Consider the following 17,155-nt stretch of genomic DNA (forward strand, 5'->3'; position numbering starts at 1 on the left):
GTAGCGTGGCCGCATGGCGCGCGGGATCCGACGACGAGGACAGGGCGGCCCGAGCCTCGAAGACCAGATCGCGCGCGAGAGCGAGCGCCGGCCGGGGGCGCGGACGCGCGCGGAGGTGACGCCTCCCTCCGGCCGCCACCCCGCGCTGCCGACGACATCGGCCACGGTGCTGGCCGTCGACCTCGACGCCCTGGTGACGCTCGCCTCCCGCGAGCAGCTGGTGATCGCGCTCGAGCGTCGCGTCGGCTCGTTCGCGATCGCCGCGACTCCGCTGCTCTCCTGGTGGTCGGCGACGGAGGCGGTGCCGAGCGAAGAAGAGGAGCGGCGGCTCGACGAGGCTGCGCTGCGGGCGGTCACCCTCGGGCCGGGCCCGGCGGGGGACGTTGACTCACGGCTGCGGGCGCTCGCGCGCGACGGGACGCTCGACGCGCTCGCCTCAGCGCTCGCCCTTCTGGCGCGACTGCCGGATCCTCCGGCGGCGTTCCACGACGCGGCCGGCTTCCTCCGCGTGATCGTGCCGGAGTCGCCGTTCGAGCGGCGGCTAGAGGTGCTCGCGGAGGTCGCAGACCTCGCCCGGGCGCTGGAGCTGTTGCGGGACTGCGCCTACACCGCGACACTGCCGCGACGCCGCGCGGCAATCGCGTCGATGGCGGCGAGAGTGCTCGCGACCGGCGGCAGTGCTCCGGAGGCGCGGCGGGAGGCGCTCGCGGAGGCGGTGGACGCGGCGCTCGAGAAACGGTGGACGGTGCTGTGACGTGAGAGAACGGCGCCCCGACGGCGCGGGTACGTAGGCTGGAGCGATGTCCCTCCCCGGTCTCGAACTCCGTCGCTTCCCCGCCACTCTGACCGCCGACGGCGAGCCGGAGCCTGCGACCGCCGCGTGGGGCGCAGCGATGAGCGCCGGTTTCCACGAGAAGGAATTCAGCCCCGCCGGCCTGCGCGACTGGGGCGAGCACATGGTCGCCGACCGGCGCACGCTCACCGCGGTGCACGACTCCGCCTCGCCCGAGGGACTCGACGGGGCGGGCCTGCCCGTGGCCACCTACGCCTCCTTCCCCGGCGCGCTGCAGCTCGGCCGCGGCCGCGAGCTGCCGGCCCACCTGATCTCGCAGGTCACCGTGCGGGCGACCCACCGCCGCCGCGGGATCCTCCGCGCGATGATCACGGAGGACCTCCGCCTTGCCCGGGCGACGGGCACGCCGGTCGCGGCGCTCACGGCGAGCGAAGCCTCCATCTACCGTCGCTTCGGCTTCGGCCGCGCGGCCCTCACCCACTCGATCCGGGTCGACACCGGCCCGCGCTTCCTGCTCCACGTCGAGCCAGCCGGGCGCGTCGAGGTCGTCTCGGCCGCCTGGCTGCAGCCGCGCATCCCGGAGGTGTTCGCCGCGTTCCACGCCTCGACCCCCGGCTCGATCACGCGCCAGTCGCGCGCGCAGGACCGCTCGGTCGATGCTCCACTGGGCGAGCGGACGCCGGGCCGCGACGTACGGGCGGCCGTGCACCTCGACGAGGCGGGAGCGCTCGACGGCTTCGTGACCTACCGAGCCGTCGGGCCGGAGGGCGACCACACCCTCGAGATCATCGACCTGGTCGCGCCCGGCGCCGACGCGTCCCTCGGGCTCTGGGGCTTCCTGGCGTCCGTGGACCTCGCCTCGGCGATCACCTGGGACATGGCGCCGGTCGACGACCCGCTGATCTGGGCGCTGCGTGACTCCCGCGTCGTGCAGGTGCAGAGCGTCGGCGACCTGATCTGGCTGCGGATACTCGACGTCGCCGCGGCCTTCTCGGCGCGCCCGTGGACGGCGGACGACGCCCTCGTCGTCGCGGTGTCCGACGAGCTCGGGCTGGCCGACGGCCGGTACCGCATCACGACGGCGGGAGGCACAGGGCGCGTCGAGCGCACCGACGCCGCCGCAGACGTCGACCTCGACGTGGCCGACCTGGGCTCCCTGCTTCTGGGCTCGGTGCGTCCGTCGGTCCTCGCCCGCGCGAGCCTCGCGCGGCTGGCGGTCGACCCAGAGCGGGCCGACCGCTTCTTCGCGCCGATCGCGACCCCGTACTGCATCTCGTACTTCTGACGGCCCACGCCTGGAGGCCGCGGAGTGGCCGCCGCGCCGCGCCGGCAGCGATACCTCGCCCTCCGAGCATCCCCCCAAGCATCGTCCGTCATGCTGGAGCACCCGCCTCGCGCACCCCCGCCCCGTCCGACACCCGAGGAGCCAGCTTGAACGCCTCCGTCATCGTCGATGTGATCGTCGTGCTGAGCCTGGTCGCCGCGCTCGCCAACGGCCTGCGCCGCGGCCTCCTCCGCACCATCGGCGGACTCGCCGGCATCGTCGCAGGCGCGATAGGCGCCTCCTTCGCCGTACCCGCCGTCTCGGTATGGGCCGCGGGAAACCCGTGGCGGCTGCTCGCCGTGATCGGCACCGCGATCCTGCTGCTCGGCATCGGCTATGCGATCGGAGCGAGGATCGGCGCGATCATCGGCCGCGGCGCAGACAAGGTCAAGCTCGGCCTTCTCGACCGGCTGGCCGGAGGCGTCGCCGGCGTCGCCATCACCGGCCTCGTCTGGATCGCGATCACCTCCGCCGTCTCGCTGCTGGGCGTGCCGCTCGTCACCACCTCGATCGCCGGCTCGACGGTCATCCGATCGATCGACGACCTCACCCCCGATCCGGTGCGCGCGTTCCTCGCGCAACTGCAGTCGACCGTGGTCGACAAGGGCACCTCGTGGGTCGTCGAGGCGCTCGACGCGCCCACTGCCGCGCCCCGCATCCCCGACGTCGCGACGGACGACCCCGAGGTCGCCACCGCCTCCCGCTCGGTGGTGCGCGTCTCGGGCACGGCCTGGGCGTGCGACGTCGGAATCACGGGCAGCGGCTTCGTCGCCTCCGACGACCGCGTCATCACCAACGCACACGTGGTCGCCGGAGTCTCCGAGCCGGTGGTCGAAGCCCCCGGGGAGGCGCCGCGCACCGGCCGCGTGGTCTACCTCGACCCGACCGCCGACGTGGCCGTGATCGCCGTCGACGGGCTGGACGCCCCGCCGCTCGCCCTCGACGATTCCGTCTCCGTCGGTGACGACGCCGTCGTGGCGGGCTACCCCTTCGGCGGCCCGTTGACGCTCGGAGCGGCACAGATCTCCTCGGACGCGACCGTCGCGCTCATGGTCGACGGATCCCCGACCTCGCGCGAAGTCCTCACCCTGGCGGCCGTGGTCAACCAGGGCAACTCCGGCGGACCGCTGCTCTCGCTCGACGGCACCGTCTCGGGGCTCGTCTTCGGCAAGGCCGCCTCCGTCGACAACGTCGGCTACGCGATCCCCCTCTCGATACTCGGTCCCGTCGTCGCCGACGCGCCGTCGCTCACCGCATCCGTCGACTCCGGAGCGTGCCGCTCGGCCTGATCGCGGGCTCGCGCACGCCGGTAGGATCGACGCGCATCCCGTTCCCCTCCCCTGGAGCCCCCGCATGGCAGACAGCCGCATCGCCGTTCCCGACACCACAGCGAACGCGGAGGCGACGCCCGAGCGGGAGCAGCCGTACGCCGCTCTGGGCCTCAAGCCCGACGAGTACGCCCAGATCCGCGAGATCCTCGGCCGGCGCCCCACGAGCGGCGAGCTCGCGATGTACTCGGTGATGTGGAGCGAGCACTGCTCGTACAAGTCGTCGAAGATCTATCTCCGCCAGTTCGGGCAGAAGGTCTCGCCCGCCATGAAGAAGAACCTCATGGTCGGCATGGGCGAGAACGCCGGAGTCGTCGACGTCGGCGAGGGCTGGGCCGTCACCTTCAAGATCGAGAGCCACAACCACCCGAGCTACATCGAGCCGTTCCAAGGGGCGGCGACCGGAGTCGGCGGCATCGTCCGCGACATCATCTCGATGGGCGCCCGACCCGTCGCAGTCATGGACGCGCTGCGCTTCGGCGCGATCGACGACCCCGACACGGCCCGTGTCGTGCACGGCGTCGTCGCCGGCATCTCCTTCTACGGAAACTGCCTCGGGCTGCCGAATATCGGCGGCGAGACGTATTTCGACTCTGTCTATCAGGGCAACCCGCTCGTCAACGCGCTCGCGGTCGGGGTCCTCCGCCACGAGGACCTGCACCTCGCGAACGCCCGCGGGGTCGGCAACAAGGTCGTCCTCTTCGGCGCGCGCACGGGAGGCGACGGCATCGGCGGCGCGTCGATCCTCGCCTCCGACACCTTCGCCGACGGCGGACCCACCAAGCGCCCCGCCGTGCAGGTCGGCGACCCTTTCGCCGAGAAGGTGCTCATCGAGTGCTGTCTCGAGCTGTTTCGCAAGGACCTGGTCGAGGGCATCCAGGACCTGGGGGCCGCGGGCATCTCGTGCGCCACGTCCGAGCTCGCCTCGAACGGCGACGGCGGCATGTTCATCGAGCTCGACTCGGTGCTGCTGCGCGACCCCTCGCTCACGGCCGAGGAGATCCTCATGTCGGAGTCGCAGGAGCGGATGATGGCCGTCGTGCGTCCCGAGAAGCTCGACGCCTTCCTCGAGATCGTCGGCAAGTGGGACGTCGAGACCAGCGTGCTCGGGGAGGTGACCGACTCCGGCCGCCTCATCATCAACTGGCACGGCGAGGAGATCGTCAACGTCGACCCGCGCACCGTCGCCGTCGACGGTCCCGTCTACGAACGCCCCATCGCCTACCCCACCTGGCTCGACGCGCTGCAGGCCGACTCCTCCTCGCGCCTGCCCCGCTCGACCGACGGAGACTCCCTCCGCGCCGAGACCCTCGCGTTGCTCGGCTCGGCGAACCTCGCCGACAAGAGCTGGATCACCTCGCAGTACGACCGCTACGTGCTCGGCAACACGGCACTGAGCTTCCCCGACGACGGAGGCATGGTCCGCGTCGACGAGGAGTCGGGACTCGGCTTCGCGGTCGCCACCGATGCCAACGGACGCTGGTGCCAGCTCGACCCGGCGCAGGGCGCCCGCCTCGCGCTGGCGGAGGCGTTCCGCAACGTCGCGGTGACCGGGGCGACCCCGGTCGCCGTCTCGGACTGCCTCAACTTCGGCAGCCCCGAGAACCCCGAGGTGATGTGGCAGTTCCGGGAGGCGGTCGGCGCGCTCGCCGACGCGTGCCTCGAACTCGAGATCCCCGTCACGGGCGGCAACGTCTCGTTCTACAACCAGACCGGCGACGTGCCGATCTTCCCGACCCCCGTCGTCGGCGTGCTCGGCGTCATCGACGACGTCGCACGCCGCATCCCCTCGGGGTGGCAGGACGAGGGCGACAACCTCTACCTCCTCGGCACGACCCGCGACGAACTCGACGGCTCCGCCTGGGCCGGGACCGTGCACGACCACCTCGGCGGACTGCCGCCACAGCTCGACCTCGCCGCCGAGAAGGACCTCGCCCAGCTGCTCTCGGCGGGTGCGAAGGAGTCGCTGATCGCCTCCGCCCACGACCTCGCCGACGGCGGCCTCGCGGTCGCGTTGGCAGAAGGCGCGATGCGCTTCGGTGTCGGTGCACGCATCTGGCTCGACGAGCTGCAGGAGCGCGACGGCGTCGATGCGACGGCCGCGCTCTTCTCGGAGTCGACCGGCCGCGTGCTCGTATCGGTGCCGCGCGAGGACGATGTGAAGTTCCGGGGGCTCTGCGAGGGACGCGGCTATTCGGTGTTGCGCATCGGCGTGACCGACGCGGCGACTCCCGCGATCGAAGTGCAGGGGCTGTTCGTGGTGCCTCTCGACGAGCTGCGCGCAGTGCACGCGGCCGTGCTGCCGCGCCACTTCGGCTGAGCCCCCGGAGTCTGCACGGTGCGGTCTGGGAGCGCGGTCAGCGGCCCTGGGCCGGCAGGTCGTCGGGCTCGGTGTTGTCGAGCACTCGCCCGTTCTGATCACCGACGCTGACGACGGTCGAGGGCCTCAAGTTGAGGGTGTCGCCGGCGAAGAGGCTGTCGAGGCTCACGCCGTCACGTCGCACCGAGTTGAGGGCGTCCAGGTAGTCGGGACTGAGGCAGAACCGCTCGGCGATCGGCTCCGGACTGTCGCCTGAGACGACGCGGTAGGAGGCGGGCGTGCCATCGGACGCGTTCGTGACCGTTCCGTTCGCGCCGGTCCGCGGGCCCCGATCGCGCACGACCTCGAGATCGACGCCGTCGAGAGTCCCGGTGCCGAGCGTCTGGACCGTGCATTCGGTCGAGACGGGGATCGGCGTGGTCGACACGCTCGGGAGGGGACGAGGCGTCGCCGCGACTCCGGTCGCAGCGGATTCCGGTGCCGCAGAGTCCGGTGTCGCCGAACTGGCCGCGCTCGTCTCACCGCTTCCCGCCGGCACATCGGCCGCCGACGTGCACCCCGCGAGCAGGAGCGTCGAGGAGAGGGCGATCACGATACGCAGTGTCGTCTGGCGGGCCACCACGCGACTCTAACCCGCCGTGCGCCCCGAGCGGGGAGGCCGTCCGTCGAGCGCCGCGCTCCCGCACCGCCTCTCCGGTTCACAATTCAGGATGAGACCGAGTCAGCGCCCGCAATTACGCGAGTCGGCGTGGCCTCGGAGCCATTCCATCCTGAGTTGTGAACGCCATCCGGGCTTCGGGCATGCCCTCGACCCCTGCCGTCGGGCCCGGTTCGGGCGAGGGGGGCCGAAATCGCCAGCACGAGCGCGATGAGCGTGGTCCGCAGGCGTTCCAGCGCTTCCTCGTCCGACTCCCCCGCGAGGATCGAGCGCTTCACCGCATCGTCGTATCCCGCCATGAGCAGCCGGACCGCGGTCGTCGAATCGAGCGAGAAGGTCCTGCCCACCTGGTGCAGCGCCCCCTCCACGATCTGCACGAGCGAGGCGTCGAACCCGGCGCGGAAGTCGCGGTACTGCGACGCGATCCGGGTGTCGCGCAACGCGAGGAGCTCGAACTCCGACTCCACCAGGCACCAGCGGCGGTTGTCGCCGGCCGGGCCTTGCAGGAAGTCGAGGATGATCACCGCGAGAGTCTCGGCGGTGAACGGCCCGTCGACGACCTTGGGGATGGTGCGCCCCATCTGCTCGACCAGCGCGCTGATCCGGGCGCCGTTCTCGCGCTCCATCAGCGCGAAGAACAGTTCCTCCTTGGTCGAGAAGTTCGAGTAGAAGGCGCCGCGCGAGAAGCCGGCGCGTTCGCAGATCTGCTCGACGGAGGCGGTGTGCACCCCGGTCTCGGCGAAGACGTCGTAGGCGGCTTCGAGCAGACGTTCCCGCGTGCGTCCGCGACGAGAGGTCTCGGGGACAGCGTGGTCGACCGTGGTCACCCTGCACCTCCGAACTGGATACTCTCGTCGCTCTTCACTGTACGCGATGCATTCACGTATCCCATACGCTCCTGTATCCGATACGCTCGTGTATCAGAGCGCGAGTGCACGCTCTGGGTACAGAGCCGTATCGCCCGTCCTCACCACTGTCAGGAGACCGCGTGTCGTCGCTGCTCTACCGCCTCGGTCGTCGCGTCTATCGCGGCCACCGTCTCGTCGCCGCCCTCTGGCTGCTCATCGTCCTCGCCGGAGGAGGAGGCGCGCTGCTGCTCAACCAGGGCACCGACAACACCTTCGCCATCCCGGGCACGCAGTCGCAGACCGCGCTCGACCAGCTCGAGCGCACCTTCCCGCAAGTGAGCGGCACCTCCGCCCGCTACGTGGTAGTCGCGCCCGACGGAGGCAGCGTCCAGGACGCCGCCATCAAAGGCCCCGTCAGCGAGGCGGTCACCGCCCTCGGCACGGTCGAGGAGGTCGCCGCCGTCACCGACCCCTACTCCAGCACCGTCTCGGGCACCATCTCCGAGAAGGAGAACGCCCTCGTCCTCACCGCTCAGATGGACGGCTCCGCGACCACGACCAGCGTCGCCAGTCGCGACGCGCTGAAGGCGGAGGCGACGACGCTCCAGGAGGCGCTGCCCGCCGGCTCCGTCGTCTCGCTCGGCGGCGACCTCTTCGCCCAGAACCTGCCCGCGGTCTCGGCGACGGAGGCGATCGGCCTCGTCGTGGCGCTCGTCGTCCTCGTGCTCACCTTCGGCTCGTTCCTCGCGGCGGGCATGCCACTGGTGACGGCGCTCCTGGGGGTCGCCCTTTCGATGTCGGCGATCTTCATCGCCACCCGCTTCGCCACGATCTCATCGACGACTCCCTTGCTGGCGCTCATGTTGGGCCTCGCCGTCGGCATCGACTACGCCCTCTTCATCATCAGTCGCCACCAAGACCAACTGCGGCAGGGCATGGACCCGGAGGAGTCGACCGCGCGCGCGACAGCGACAGCCGGCTCCGCGGTGGTGTTCGCCGGCCTGACCGTCATCATCGCCCTGGCCGGGCTCTCGGTCGCGGGCATCCCGTTCCTCACCACGATGGGCATCGCGGCGGCGGGCGGAGTCGCGATCGCTGTGGTCATCGCGCTCACGCTCACTCCCGCGCTGCTGGGCTTCGCGGGCGAGCGCTTGCGACCGAAGGAGCGGCGCGCGAAGCGCAAGGCCGCCGCGAGTGCCCACGCCGATCCGACGGCCGCCGAGGAGGTGTCTGCGTCCGGCAGCCATCCGCACGCCGAGGTGCCGCGCGGCTTCTTCCGCGGCTGGGTCCGGGTGGTCACCCGGTTCCCCCTCGTGACGATCATCGCGGTCGTCGGGGTCCTCGGAGTCGCCAGCATCCCGGCGCTGAGCCTTCGGCTGGCGCTCCCCGACGCCGGTTCGCAGAGCGTCGGCTCGCCGGCCCGCACGACGTACGACCTGCTCGCCGAGAACTTCGGCCCGGGTTACAACGGTCCGCTCATCGTCACCGGCACGATCATCGGCTCGACCGACCCGCTCGGCCTGATGGGCGACCTCAAGGGAGAGATCGAGAAGCTCGACGGCGTCGCCTCCGTGCCCCTGGCCACCCCGAACCAGACCGCGGACACCGGCATCATCCAGGTGATCCCGAGCGGCGGTCCCGATTCAGAGTCGACCAAGGCGCTGGTCTCCGAGATCCGCGACAAGCACGACTACTTCCAGCAGAAATATGGTGTCGACCTGGCGGTGACCGGTCAGACGGCTGTCGGCATCGATATCTCGGACACGCTCGCGAGGGCGCTCCTGCCGTTCGGCTTGCTCGTCGTCGGCCTCTCGCTGGTGCTGCTCACGATGGTGTTCCGCTCTCTGTGGGTGCCGCTCAAGGCGACCCTCGGCTATCTGCTCTCGGTCGGCGCCTCCTTCGGAGCGGTGTCGGCGGTGTTCGAGTGGGGATGGTTCGCGGACGCCGTCCACGTGGATAAGACCGGGCCGATCATCAGCTTCATGCCGATCATCTTGATGGGCGTGCTGTTCGGCCTCGCGATGGACTACGAGGTGTTCCTCGTCTCGCGGATGCGCGAGGACTACGTGCACGGGCGTCCGGCGCGGGCAGCGGTCGAGTCGGGCTTCGTCGGCTCGGCGAAGGTCGTCACCGCGGCCGCGATCATCATGTTCTCGGTCTTCGCCGCGTTCGTGCCGGAGGGGGACATCAACATCAAGCCGATCGCGCTCGGTCTCGCGGTAGGCGTGTTCGTCGATGCGTTCATCGTCCGCATGACGCTGGTGCCGGCCGTGCTGCACCTGCTCGGCGATCGCGCCTGGCACATGCCGGCGTGGCTCGACCGCCTCCTGCCCTCGTTCGACGTCGAGGGCGAGGGGCTCACCAAGGAGCTCGCGCTCGCCGACTGGCCCGAACCCGGGTCGGCCGACGCGATCGCGGCCGAGGGCCTCTGCCTCGACGGCCCAGACGGCCCGGTCTACCGCGACGTCGCGGTGCGCGTGCCGGCCGGCGCCTCCCTCGTCGTGCACGGGCCGCACCGCTCGGGCCGCACCGCGCTGCTGCTCACGCTCGCGGGGCGCATGGCACCCGACTCCGGTCGCCTCAAGGTCGACGGCCTCGTCGTCCCCATCCGGTCCGCCGCGGTGCGCGGGCGGGTCGGTCTCGTGCGGCTCGCGGGAGCCGCCGATCCCGTCGCCGACGTGCGCGCGGCGCTCGAGACGGCGCCTCCGATCGTGGTGATCGACGACCTCGACACGGTGACCGATCCGCTCCTGCGCGAGGGCATCCGCGCCGAGCTCGAGTCGGCGCGCAGCCGGTCCGAGCAGGCCGGGCACGCCTTCACCGTGGTCGCCTCCTCCGTCGACGCCGAGGCGCTCGACGACATCCTCCCCGACCGCGACGAGCTCGCGGTCTCCCCCGTGGCCGAGCGCCGCGCGATCGCAAAGGTCCTCTGACAGATGGCTCTCTTCTCGCTCGAACGCCCCCGCGGCGTCAAGAAGGTGTCCTGGGTGACGCTTCTCGGGATCGTCCTGGTCCCCCTCGTCATCGGCGGCCTCCTGGTGTGGGCGCTCTGGAACCCCACCGAGCGCCTCAACTCGATCACGGCCGCGGTCGTGAACGAGGACACACCGGTGCAGATCAACGGCCAGACCGTGCCGCTGGGCCGACAGCTCGCGGCGGGCCTCGTCACCGGAGGCGCGGCGAGTTCCGATCCGACGGCTACCGCGACCCCGTCGGCGAGCCCGACCCCTGTGCCCGACGTGTCGGGGTCGACCTCGACCACCAACTTCACGTGGGTCCTCACCGACAAGGACGATGCAGCGAAGGGCCTCGCCGACGGCAGCTACGCCACCGTGGTGACCATCCCCTCCACCTTCTCGGCCGCGGCCACCTCCTATGCCGGAGACGCCGCGAAGGCAACCAAGGCCACGATCGACATCGCGACGAGCGAGAAGGCCAAGCTCGTCGACGACGCCATCTCGGCGACGGTCACGAGCACCGCGACCTCCCTGCTCAACACGCAGCTGACAACCACCTACCTCCAGAACCTCTATGTGGGCTTCAACACCCTCCACGACCAGATCGGCAAGGCCGCCGACGGCGCGGGATCGCTCGCGGACGGTGCTCAGCAGCTCGGCACAGGCGCGTCGTCGCTCGCCGACGGCACGAGCAGCCTCGCGAACGGCATCGGCGATCTCGCCACGGGCGCGTCCTCGCTCTCGGGAGGCGTCGCGCAGCTCGGCACGGGCGCCTCCGCCCTCGCCGACGGCATCGGGCAGCTGGGCTCGGGCGCCACGTCGCTCTCGGGAGGCGTCTCGCAGCTCGCGACGGGTGCACGCGCCTCCGCGACGGGCGCCACGTCGTTGCAGGGCGGCGCCTCAGGCCTCGCCGACGGCCTCGACACCCTCGCGGGCGGAGTGGCGAAGCTGGGCGATTCCGCGACGACCGCGTCCCAGGCGGCCTCGCAGTCTGCGGTGACCACTGGCACTGCGCTCGGGACGATCGCGGAACTCGCGAAGTCGTGCTCGAAGGAGACCCCGGCGTGTGCGCTCATCCTCGCCGAGGCGGGCAAGCAGCTCGACACGGGAAACACGGACGGCGCGCTCCACCAGGCGGGCGTGACCGCGGCGTACTCGGCCGGCATCGCCGCGGGCATCACGCAGGGTGCCGACGGCACCCCCTCCCTCGTCGCGGGCACGCAGCAGTCCGCCGCTGGCGCGCGGTCGCTCGCGGGAAGCATCGGCCAACTCGCCGACGGGCTGACGCAGCTCGCCGCGGGGGCCGACGGCGCAGCGGGAGGCGCCGCACAGCTCGCGACCGGCGCGGGGGCGAGCGCCGACGGCGCCCGTCAGCTCGCGGGCGGAGCCACTTCGGCAGCGGGCGGCGCCGCGGCGCTCGCCACGGGCGCCTCCTCCGCCGCGGACGGAGCCAAGCAGCTCGCCGAGGGCGCGGGCGGCGTCTCGGACGGCGCCGTGCAGCTCGCCGACGGGACCCGCTCGCTCGCGACCGGTCTCGGCTCGGCCGTGGCCCAGCTGCCGAGCTACACCGACTCCGAGTCGAAGAACCTCGCCGACGTCGTGTCGGACCCGGTGACGAACTCGAGCGACACGAGCGACCTGTTCGGCGCCTCGAGCGTTCCCTTCTTCGCCACGATCGCGCTGTGGCTCGGCGCTCTCGCGACCTTCCTGGTCCTTGCGGCGTTCTCGCATCGGGCGCTGTCGTCGACCCGTTCCTCGGCCGCGCTGGCGCTGTCGTCCTACGTTCCGGCCCTCGTGATCGGCCTCGTGCAGGGACTGGTCGTCGCGATCGTGATGAGCAACGTGGCGGGCCTCGCCCCCGGACGCTGGATCGGCTTCGCGCTGCTCTCGATGCTGGCGGGCGCCTCCTTCGCCGCAGTGAACCAGGGCCTGGTGGCACTGCTCGGAGGCGTCGGCAGGTTCATCTCGATGGTCGCCGCGGTGATCGGCCTCGGCGCCGGCATCATCTCGACGGCGCCAGGGGTCTTCGACACGGCGCTGGACGTCCTACCGCTCTCGGCCGCGCAGAACGCGCTGGCGGGAGTCGTCGAGGGCACCGGCGGGACGGGTGGCGCGGTGGTCGGCCTCGTGCTCTGGCTGCTGTTCGGGCTGCTGCTCACGGTCGTCGCGATAGCGCGCCGGCGGGTCACCTCTCTCCGTGCCCTGGTGCGCACCGCGGAGGCGTAGGCGCACGGCCGGGGAGACGCGCGCCTCCCCGGCCTCTGCCCGCTCGGCGGGACTGCCGCGCTGTACGTGCCATTCGAGCTCCCTCTGGGCGCGCACATGTTCACGGAGGTCAGCCACCCCAGACCTGGGGTGACCGTGCCGGAGACCGTGCTGCAGCCGGATCACGTAGCGTCTTCCCGAGGCTTCGGCCGTTAGGCTGGCGCGGTGGAGTCGGAGCCGACGAATGCTCAGGCGACGAGGGTCTATGGCCCGTCGGTCGCCTTGCGGTTGCGCGCGCTGCTCAACCGCCTCCTCGCGACCCTCTCGGCGGCGGTGCTCGTTCCGTTCACGATCCTCGCGGATCGCCGCGGAGTGATCGACGAGACGGTCCTCTCGCTCGTGTTCGCCGGAATCGCCATCCTCATCTGCGCGGTGTCGGCCATCTCGCTCTTTGTCACCCCCACGCGCATCGTGACCACGCCCTCGTCGGTGGTGCTGCTGCGCGGCCGGAGGCGCCGCGAGCAGTGGCCGCGCCGCTGGGTCCGCTTCATGGAGATCGAGCGGGGCGGGGGATTCCTCGCATGGAGCTCGGGTGACGGCGTCGAGGTCCGCTGCCCCTACCTCCGACCTCACGAGCGGGAGGCGCTCCTCGCCGACCTCGGCGCGACCGCCCGACTGCGCGACGCGCTCCCGGCAGCGGAAGCCTCCGCGCGGCGTCCCGTGCTCTTCCGCCCGCAGCGCTCCGCCCTGCGGTGGCGGGCGCTCGTGCTGCTCCTCGTCGCGACGGAGGCCTTGGCCGCCGGAGTGCTCGCCGTGGCGCTCGCGGAGGATCCTGCGGGCGATCGGACGCAGATCGCGCTGGGCGCCGGCGTCCTCGCCCTCTCGCTGCCGCTCGGCCTCACCGCCCTGCGACTGGCGCTACGCCCCGGGCTCCCCGACGCGATCGTCGTCTCCGATTCGGCCATCCAGGTCGACGGAGTCGTGTTTCCGCTCGAATCGCTGCGGACCGTCGTGGCGAGCGCACCCACCGCCCAGCGTCACCTCCGGCTAGTGCTCGTCGAGATGAGCGGCAGGGTGACGGAGGTGCCGCTGGGCCGGAGCTTTCCGACGCTCCGCGCCGATCGACTGTTTCCCGACTACGCGCTGCTGCTCAGCACGCTGCGCGAACGCACGGCGCCGCGCCCCGGCCTGTTGCGCATCGAGGGTTGAACGCTCAGTCCTCGATGCCGTTCGCGATGCGCTCGTGATGGTGGATGACCTCGGCAACGATGAAACCCAGGAACTTCTCCGCGAACGCGGGATCGAGGTGCGCCTCCACCGCCAGCGCGCGCAGCCGCGCGATCTGACGCGCCTCGCGCTCAAGGTCGGCCGGTGGCAGGCCGTGGGTCGCCTTCAGCCACCCCACCTTCTGCGTGAACTTGAAACGCTCGGCGAGGAGATGGATCAGAGCCGCATCGATGTTGTCGATGCTCTGGCGGATCTGCTCCAGCTCGGCCCGGGCCGCGGCTAGCTCACGCGACTGATCCTCGATCATGCGTTCGACCCTAACGGACTGCCTGTGCCACGGCGCGGAACGAGGAGCGGCCCCCACCCGGCGAGAGAGGGAGCCTCTCGTCGAGGCGAGCAGAGTTCAGTCGACAATGTTGATCTGCACCGGGATGTTGCCGCGCGTGGCGTTCGAGTAGGGGCACAGTGTGTGCGCCTTGTCGGCGACGGACCGTGCGTCCTCGGCACTCGCCTTCGGGACGTACACGTCGAGCTCGACCGAGAGACCGAAGCCGTCGGAGTCGTTCTTGCCGATCGAGACGCTCGCCGAGACGGCCGCGTCGCCCGTGTCGATCTTCAGGGCGCGACCCGCGCCGTGCAGCGCGCTCAGGAAGCACGCGGAATACCCCGCGGCGAACAGCTGCTCCGGGTTCGTGCCGTCTCCGGAGCCGCCGAGCTCCCGCGGTGCACGGGTGTCGAGGTCGAGGCGGTCGTCCTCGGTGCGGACGTGCCCATCGCGTCCTCCACCGGAGGCGTGGGCGATAGCGGTGTAAAGAGCATCCATTGCTCCATCTCACCACTGCCCACCCGAAAGCAAGGTGGACGTCTCTGAACGGCGAACAGGTCGCCTGACGAACCGGGAATCCGCCGGGCGTGCCGGCTCAGGGCCGTCAAGCCCCTGCCGACCCGCCACGGCGGGGTGTGCGGTGGAGGAAGAGACCCGGCGCGAGCCGGGAGAAACGGAGAGAAGCATGCGAGCACTCACCTGGCAGGGCGTCGAGAAGGTCTCGGTCGAGACCGTGCCCGATCCCCGCATCCAGCAGCCCACCGACGCGATCGTGCGGATCACCTCGACGGCGATCTGCGGCTCCGACCTGCACCTGTACCGCCTCCTCGGCCCCTACCTCGACAAGGGCGATGTGCTCGGGCACGAGCCGATGGGCATCGTCGAGGAGGTGGGCTCCGCGGTGACTTCCCTGCGGGTCGGCGACCGCGTCGTCGTCCCCTTCACCATCTCCTGTGGCGAGTGCTTCATGTGCCGCCGCGGACTGCAGTCGCAGTGCGAGACGACGCAGGTGACCGAGTACGGTTCCGGAGCGTCGCTCTTCGGCTACACGAAGATGTACGGCCAGGTCCCGGGTGGTCAGGCCGAGCTGCTGCGCGTACCGCTGGCCGACTACAACACGGTCGTCGTCGGCTCCGAGCTGCCCGACGAGCGCTACCTGTTCCTCAGCGACATCGTGCCCACCGCGTGGCAGGCGGTCGACTACGCCCAGGTGCCCGAGGGAGGCTCCCTGGTCGTCTTCGGGCTCGGCCCGGTCGGACAGTTCGCGAGCCGCATCGGCCTGCACCACGGCTTCCGCGTGCTCGCAGTCGACCCCGTCGCCGAGCGGCGTGCGATGGCGGCGCGTCACGGAGTCGAGGTCTTCGACCTCAGCGACGACGTGACGCAGCAGCTGCGCGAGCTGACCGACGGGCGCGGACCCGACTCGGTGATCGATGCGGTGGGCATGGAGGCGCACGGCTCGCCCGTCGGCTCCTTCGCGCAGTCGATGGCCAACCTGCTGCCCGACCCGCTCGCACGCGCGGCGATGGACACCGTCGGCGTCGACCGGCTCGCCGCGGTGACGGCCTCCCTCGACCTGGTGCGCCGCGGAGGCACCGTCTCGCTGAGCGGCGTCTACGGCGGCGAGGCCGACCCGCTGCCGCTCAAGTCGATGTTCGACAAGCAGGTCACGATGCGAATGGGCCAGTGCAACGTGAAGCGGTGGATCGACGAGCTGCTGCCGCTCGTCGAGGACCCCTCCGACCCGCTCGGCGTGATGGACCTGGTGACGCACCGGGCCCCGCTCGAGGACGCTCCGGGCCTGTACGAGACCTTCCAGAAGAAGGAGGACGGCTGCATCAAGGTGGTGCTGAAGCCCTAGGAGGCCCGCGAACGACGAAGGCGGCGCCCCCGAAGGGAGCGCCGCCTTCGTCGTCGTCCGGTCTACTTGAAGACGTCCTTGACGTCCTCGCCGACCTTCTTGGCAGAGGCCGCGGTCTGGTCTTTCTGACCCTCGGCCTTCAGGTCCTCGTCATTGCGGTGGTCGCCGACGGCTTCCTTCACCTTGCCGGCGATGTCCTGTGCGGCGTTCTTGATCTTGTCATCGAGCCCCATGGTGGTGCCTCCTTCGCTGATCGTTGGCAAGACGGTAAAGCCGGATTCTCCCCGTCCCCTGAGTGCAGAGAGGGGCTTGCTCGCCGACTCGCGGAATGCCACTATTCGCGTCACGCTCACCTCATCGGAGTCGCGGTGCACTTACTTCTTCGCCACGGCGTCCTTGACGGCGCCGACCGCCTTCTCGACGATGTTCGGTTTCGGGGTGGTGCCGTAGAAGCGCTCGTCCGGGGTGGCTGGCGGCGGCATCGTGACTCCGCCGCCCTGCTCCGCGACGCGGTAGCTGAACTCGCCCTTGCCGTCGGGGGTCGGTTCGGAGGCGTTTGCCGTGAAGTCGGCCAGCAGGGTGCCGCTCGCCGCGATGTACGGGACCTGCCACGGGTTTCCCCTGCTGTCGACCGGTCGGGCGCCCGCCCCGGCGACGATCGCCGCCTGGGAAGAACATGCTGGTCGCCTTTCCGATTGCTGCGGCAGATCCGCGTCCTCAGCCGCGCAGTGCCGGCGACCCCGCGACAGTCGAGCGGTCCGTGAGTCCCGCGACCCAGTCGCGCAGCGCCTCCTCCGCGGTCCTGGCGGGCTCGAAGCCGAGCACCGTCCGCGCTTTCTCGGTCGACATGACGGGCACGTTCGTCGCGACGTCGAGCCAGCCCGCGTCGGTGCGCTGCACGCGCAGGCGCCAGGTCGCGGTGATCACGCTCCGGAGCACGCCCGTGGGCACCCTGACCCAGCGCGCGCCGAACGCGGAGGCGATCCGCTGCGGCGTGAGCACCGGCTCCGCAGCGATGTTGAAAGCGCCGCCCGCGCGCCGGTCGAGCGCCCTCCAGAACGCCTCCGCCACGTCGTCGGAGTGAACACCCTGGACGATCATCGTCGAGGGCAGCGGCATGATCGGCGGGCGGACCAGTCGCAGCAGGCGGGTCGGATACCGCGGCCCCGCGAAGAGGCCCACGATCTCCGTGGCGGCTCCGCGTTGGAAGACGAGGCGGGAGTGAGTCGGTCGGGCCGGTCTCCTGGACGGCGAGCGTCCTCCACAGGCCGGATCGGGCGGGAGATCGTCCGGCTTCTGGCGCAACCCC

Annotated in this window: 14 protein-coding genes and 1 pseudogene; 8 read left to right on the plus strand and 7 right to left on the minus strand. The window is 71.2% G+C overall.

Features of this window, described 5'->3' with window-relative positions; genetic code table 11:
* The first annotated feature begins 13 nt into the window (after positions 1-13).
* The 4 genes from ITJ45_RS00060 (at position 14) to purL (ending at position 5,765) form a co-directional block, all read left to right on the plus strand.
* Positions 14-754 (plus strand): DUF2254 family protein, encoded by a 741-nt coding sequence (locus tag ITJ45_RS00060; RefSeq protein ID WP_194606815.1) that lies wholly within the window; start codon positions 14-16, stop codon positions 752-754.
* A 46-nt stretch (positions 755-800) separates the two neighbouring features.
* Positions 801-2,078, plus strand: coding sequence for a GNAT family N-acetyltransferase (locus ITJ45_RS00065; protein ID WP_194606816.1), 1,278 nt, complete (start codon positions 801-803; stop codon positions 2,076-2,078).
* Between the two features lie 146 nt (positions 2,079-2,224).
* Positions 2,225-3,406, plus strand: coding sequence for a MarP family serine protease (locus tag ITJ45_RS00070; protein ID WP_194606817.1), 1,182 nt, complete (start codon positions 2,225-2,227; stop codon positions 3,404-3,406).
* A gap of 64 nt (positions 3,407-3,470) precedes the next feature.
* Positions 3,471-5,765, plus strand: a complete 2,295-nt coding sequence (purL, locus tag ITJ45_RS00075) for a phosphoribosylformylglycinamidine synthase subunit PurL (RefSeq protein WP_194606818.1) — start codon at positions 3,471-3,473, stop codon at positions 5,763-5,765.
* A 37-nt stretch (positions 5,766-5,802) separates the two neighbouring features.
* Here purL and ITJ45_RS00080 read toward each other — a convergent pair whose 3' ends face one another.
* Both ITJ45_RS00080 and ITJ45_RS00085 read right to left on the minus strand, forming a co-directional pair.
* Positions 5,803-6,384: a hypothetical protein gene (locus tag ITJ45_RS00080; protein WP_194606819.1), complete on the minus strand. Its 582-nt coding sequence runs from the start codon at positions 6,382-6,384 to the stop codon at positions 5,803-5,805.
* Between the two features lie 86 nt (positions 6,385-6,470).
* Positions 6,471-7,250, minus strand: a complete 780-nt coding sequence (locus tag ITJ45_RS00085; RefSeq protein ID WP_194606820.1) for a TetR/AcrR family transcriptional regulator — start codon at positions 7,248-7,250, stop codon at positions 6,471-6,473.
* A gap of 161 nt (positions 7,251-7,411) precedes the next feature.
* Here ITJ45_RS00085 and ITJ45_RS00090 point away from each other — a divergent pair, with 161 nt between their 5' ends.
* From ITJ45_RS00090 to ITJ45_RS00100, 3 genes are all read left to right on the plus strand, one after another.
* A complete protein-coding gene (locus tag ITJ45_RS00090) occupies positions 7,412-10,204 on the plus strand; it encodes an MMPL family transporter (protein WP_194606821.1) in 2,793 nt (930 codons plus the stop codon).
* A gap of 3 nt (positions 10,205-10,207) precedes the next feature.
* Positions 10,208-12,454, plus strand: a complete 2,247-nt coding sequence (locus ITJ45_RS00095; RefSeq protein WP_194606822.1) for a YhgE/Pip domain-containing protein — start codon at positions 10,208-10,210, stop codon at positions 12,452-12,454.
* Positions 12,455-12,658: 204 nt separating this feature from the next.
* Positions 12,659-13,642 (plus strand): hypothetical protein, encoded by a 984-nt coding sequence (locus ITJ45_RS00100; RefSeq protein ID WP_194606823.1) that lies wholly within the window; start codon positions 12,659-12,661, stop codon positions 13,640-13,642.
* A gap of 4 nt (positions 13,643-13,646) precedes the next feature.
* Here the strand turns inward: ITJ45_RS00100 and ITJ45_RS00105 are convergent, their stop codons facing one another.
* Together ITJ45_RS00105 and ITJ45_RS00110 are read right to left on the minus strand one after the other, a co-directional pair.
* Positions 13,647-13,967: a chorismate mutase gene (locus ITJ45_RS00105; RefSeq protein WP_194606824.1), complete on the minus strand. Its 321-nt coding sequence runs from the start codon at positions 13,965-13,967 to the stop codon at positions 13,647-13,649.
* A 96-nt stretch (positions 13,968-14,063) separates the two neighbouring features.
* Positions 14,064-14,483, minus strand: a complete 420-nt coding sequence (locus ITJ45_RS00110) for an organic hydroperoxide resistance protein (protein ID WP_194606825.1) — start codon at positions 14,481-14,483, stop codon at positions 14,064-14,066.
* 187 nt (positions 14,484-14,670) lie between these two features.
* Between ITJ45_RS00110 and ITJ45_RS00115 the strand changes: the two genes are divergently transcribed.
* Positions 14,671-15,846 carry a zinc-dependent alcohol dehydrogenase gene (locus ITJ45_RS00115; RefSeq protein ID WP_194606826.1) on the plus strand — a complete coding sequence of 392 codons (1,176 nt, stop codon included), beginning with the start codon at positions 14,671-14,673 and terminating at the stop codon, positions 15,844-15,846.
* 62 nt (positions 15,847-15,908) lie between these two features.
* Here the strand turns inward: ITJ45_RS00115 and ITJ45_RS00120 are convergent, their stop codons facing one another.
* From ITJ45_RS00120 to ITJ45_RS00130, 3 genes and pseudogenes are all read right to left on the minus strand, one after another.
* Positions 15,909-16,079 (minus strand): CsbD family protein, encoded by a 171-nt coding sequence (locus ITJ45_RS00120; RefSeq protein ID WP_194607672.1) that lies wholly within the window; start codon positions 16,077-16,079, stop codon positions 15,909-15,911.
* 141 nt (positions 16,080-16,220) lie between these two features.
* Positions 16,221-16,514, minus strand: a pseudogene (locus tag ITJ45_RS14370) (manganese catalase family protein); the annotation flags it as partial.
* Between the two features lie 49 nt (positions 16,515-16,563).
* Positions 16,564-17,028, minus strand: a complete 465-nt coding sequence (locus ITJ45_RS00130) for a hypothetical protein (RefSeq protein WP_194630371.1) — start codon at positions 17,026-17,028, stop codon at positions 16,564-16,566.
* Positions 17,029-17,155: the final 127 nt, after the last annotated feature.

This window comes from Rathayibacter sp. VKM Ac-2879, assembly GCF_015351245.1.
Classification (GTDB): domain Bacteria; phylum Actinomycetota; class Actinomycetes; order Actinomycetales; family Microbacteriaceae; genus Rathayibacter.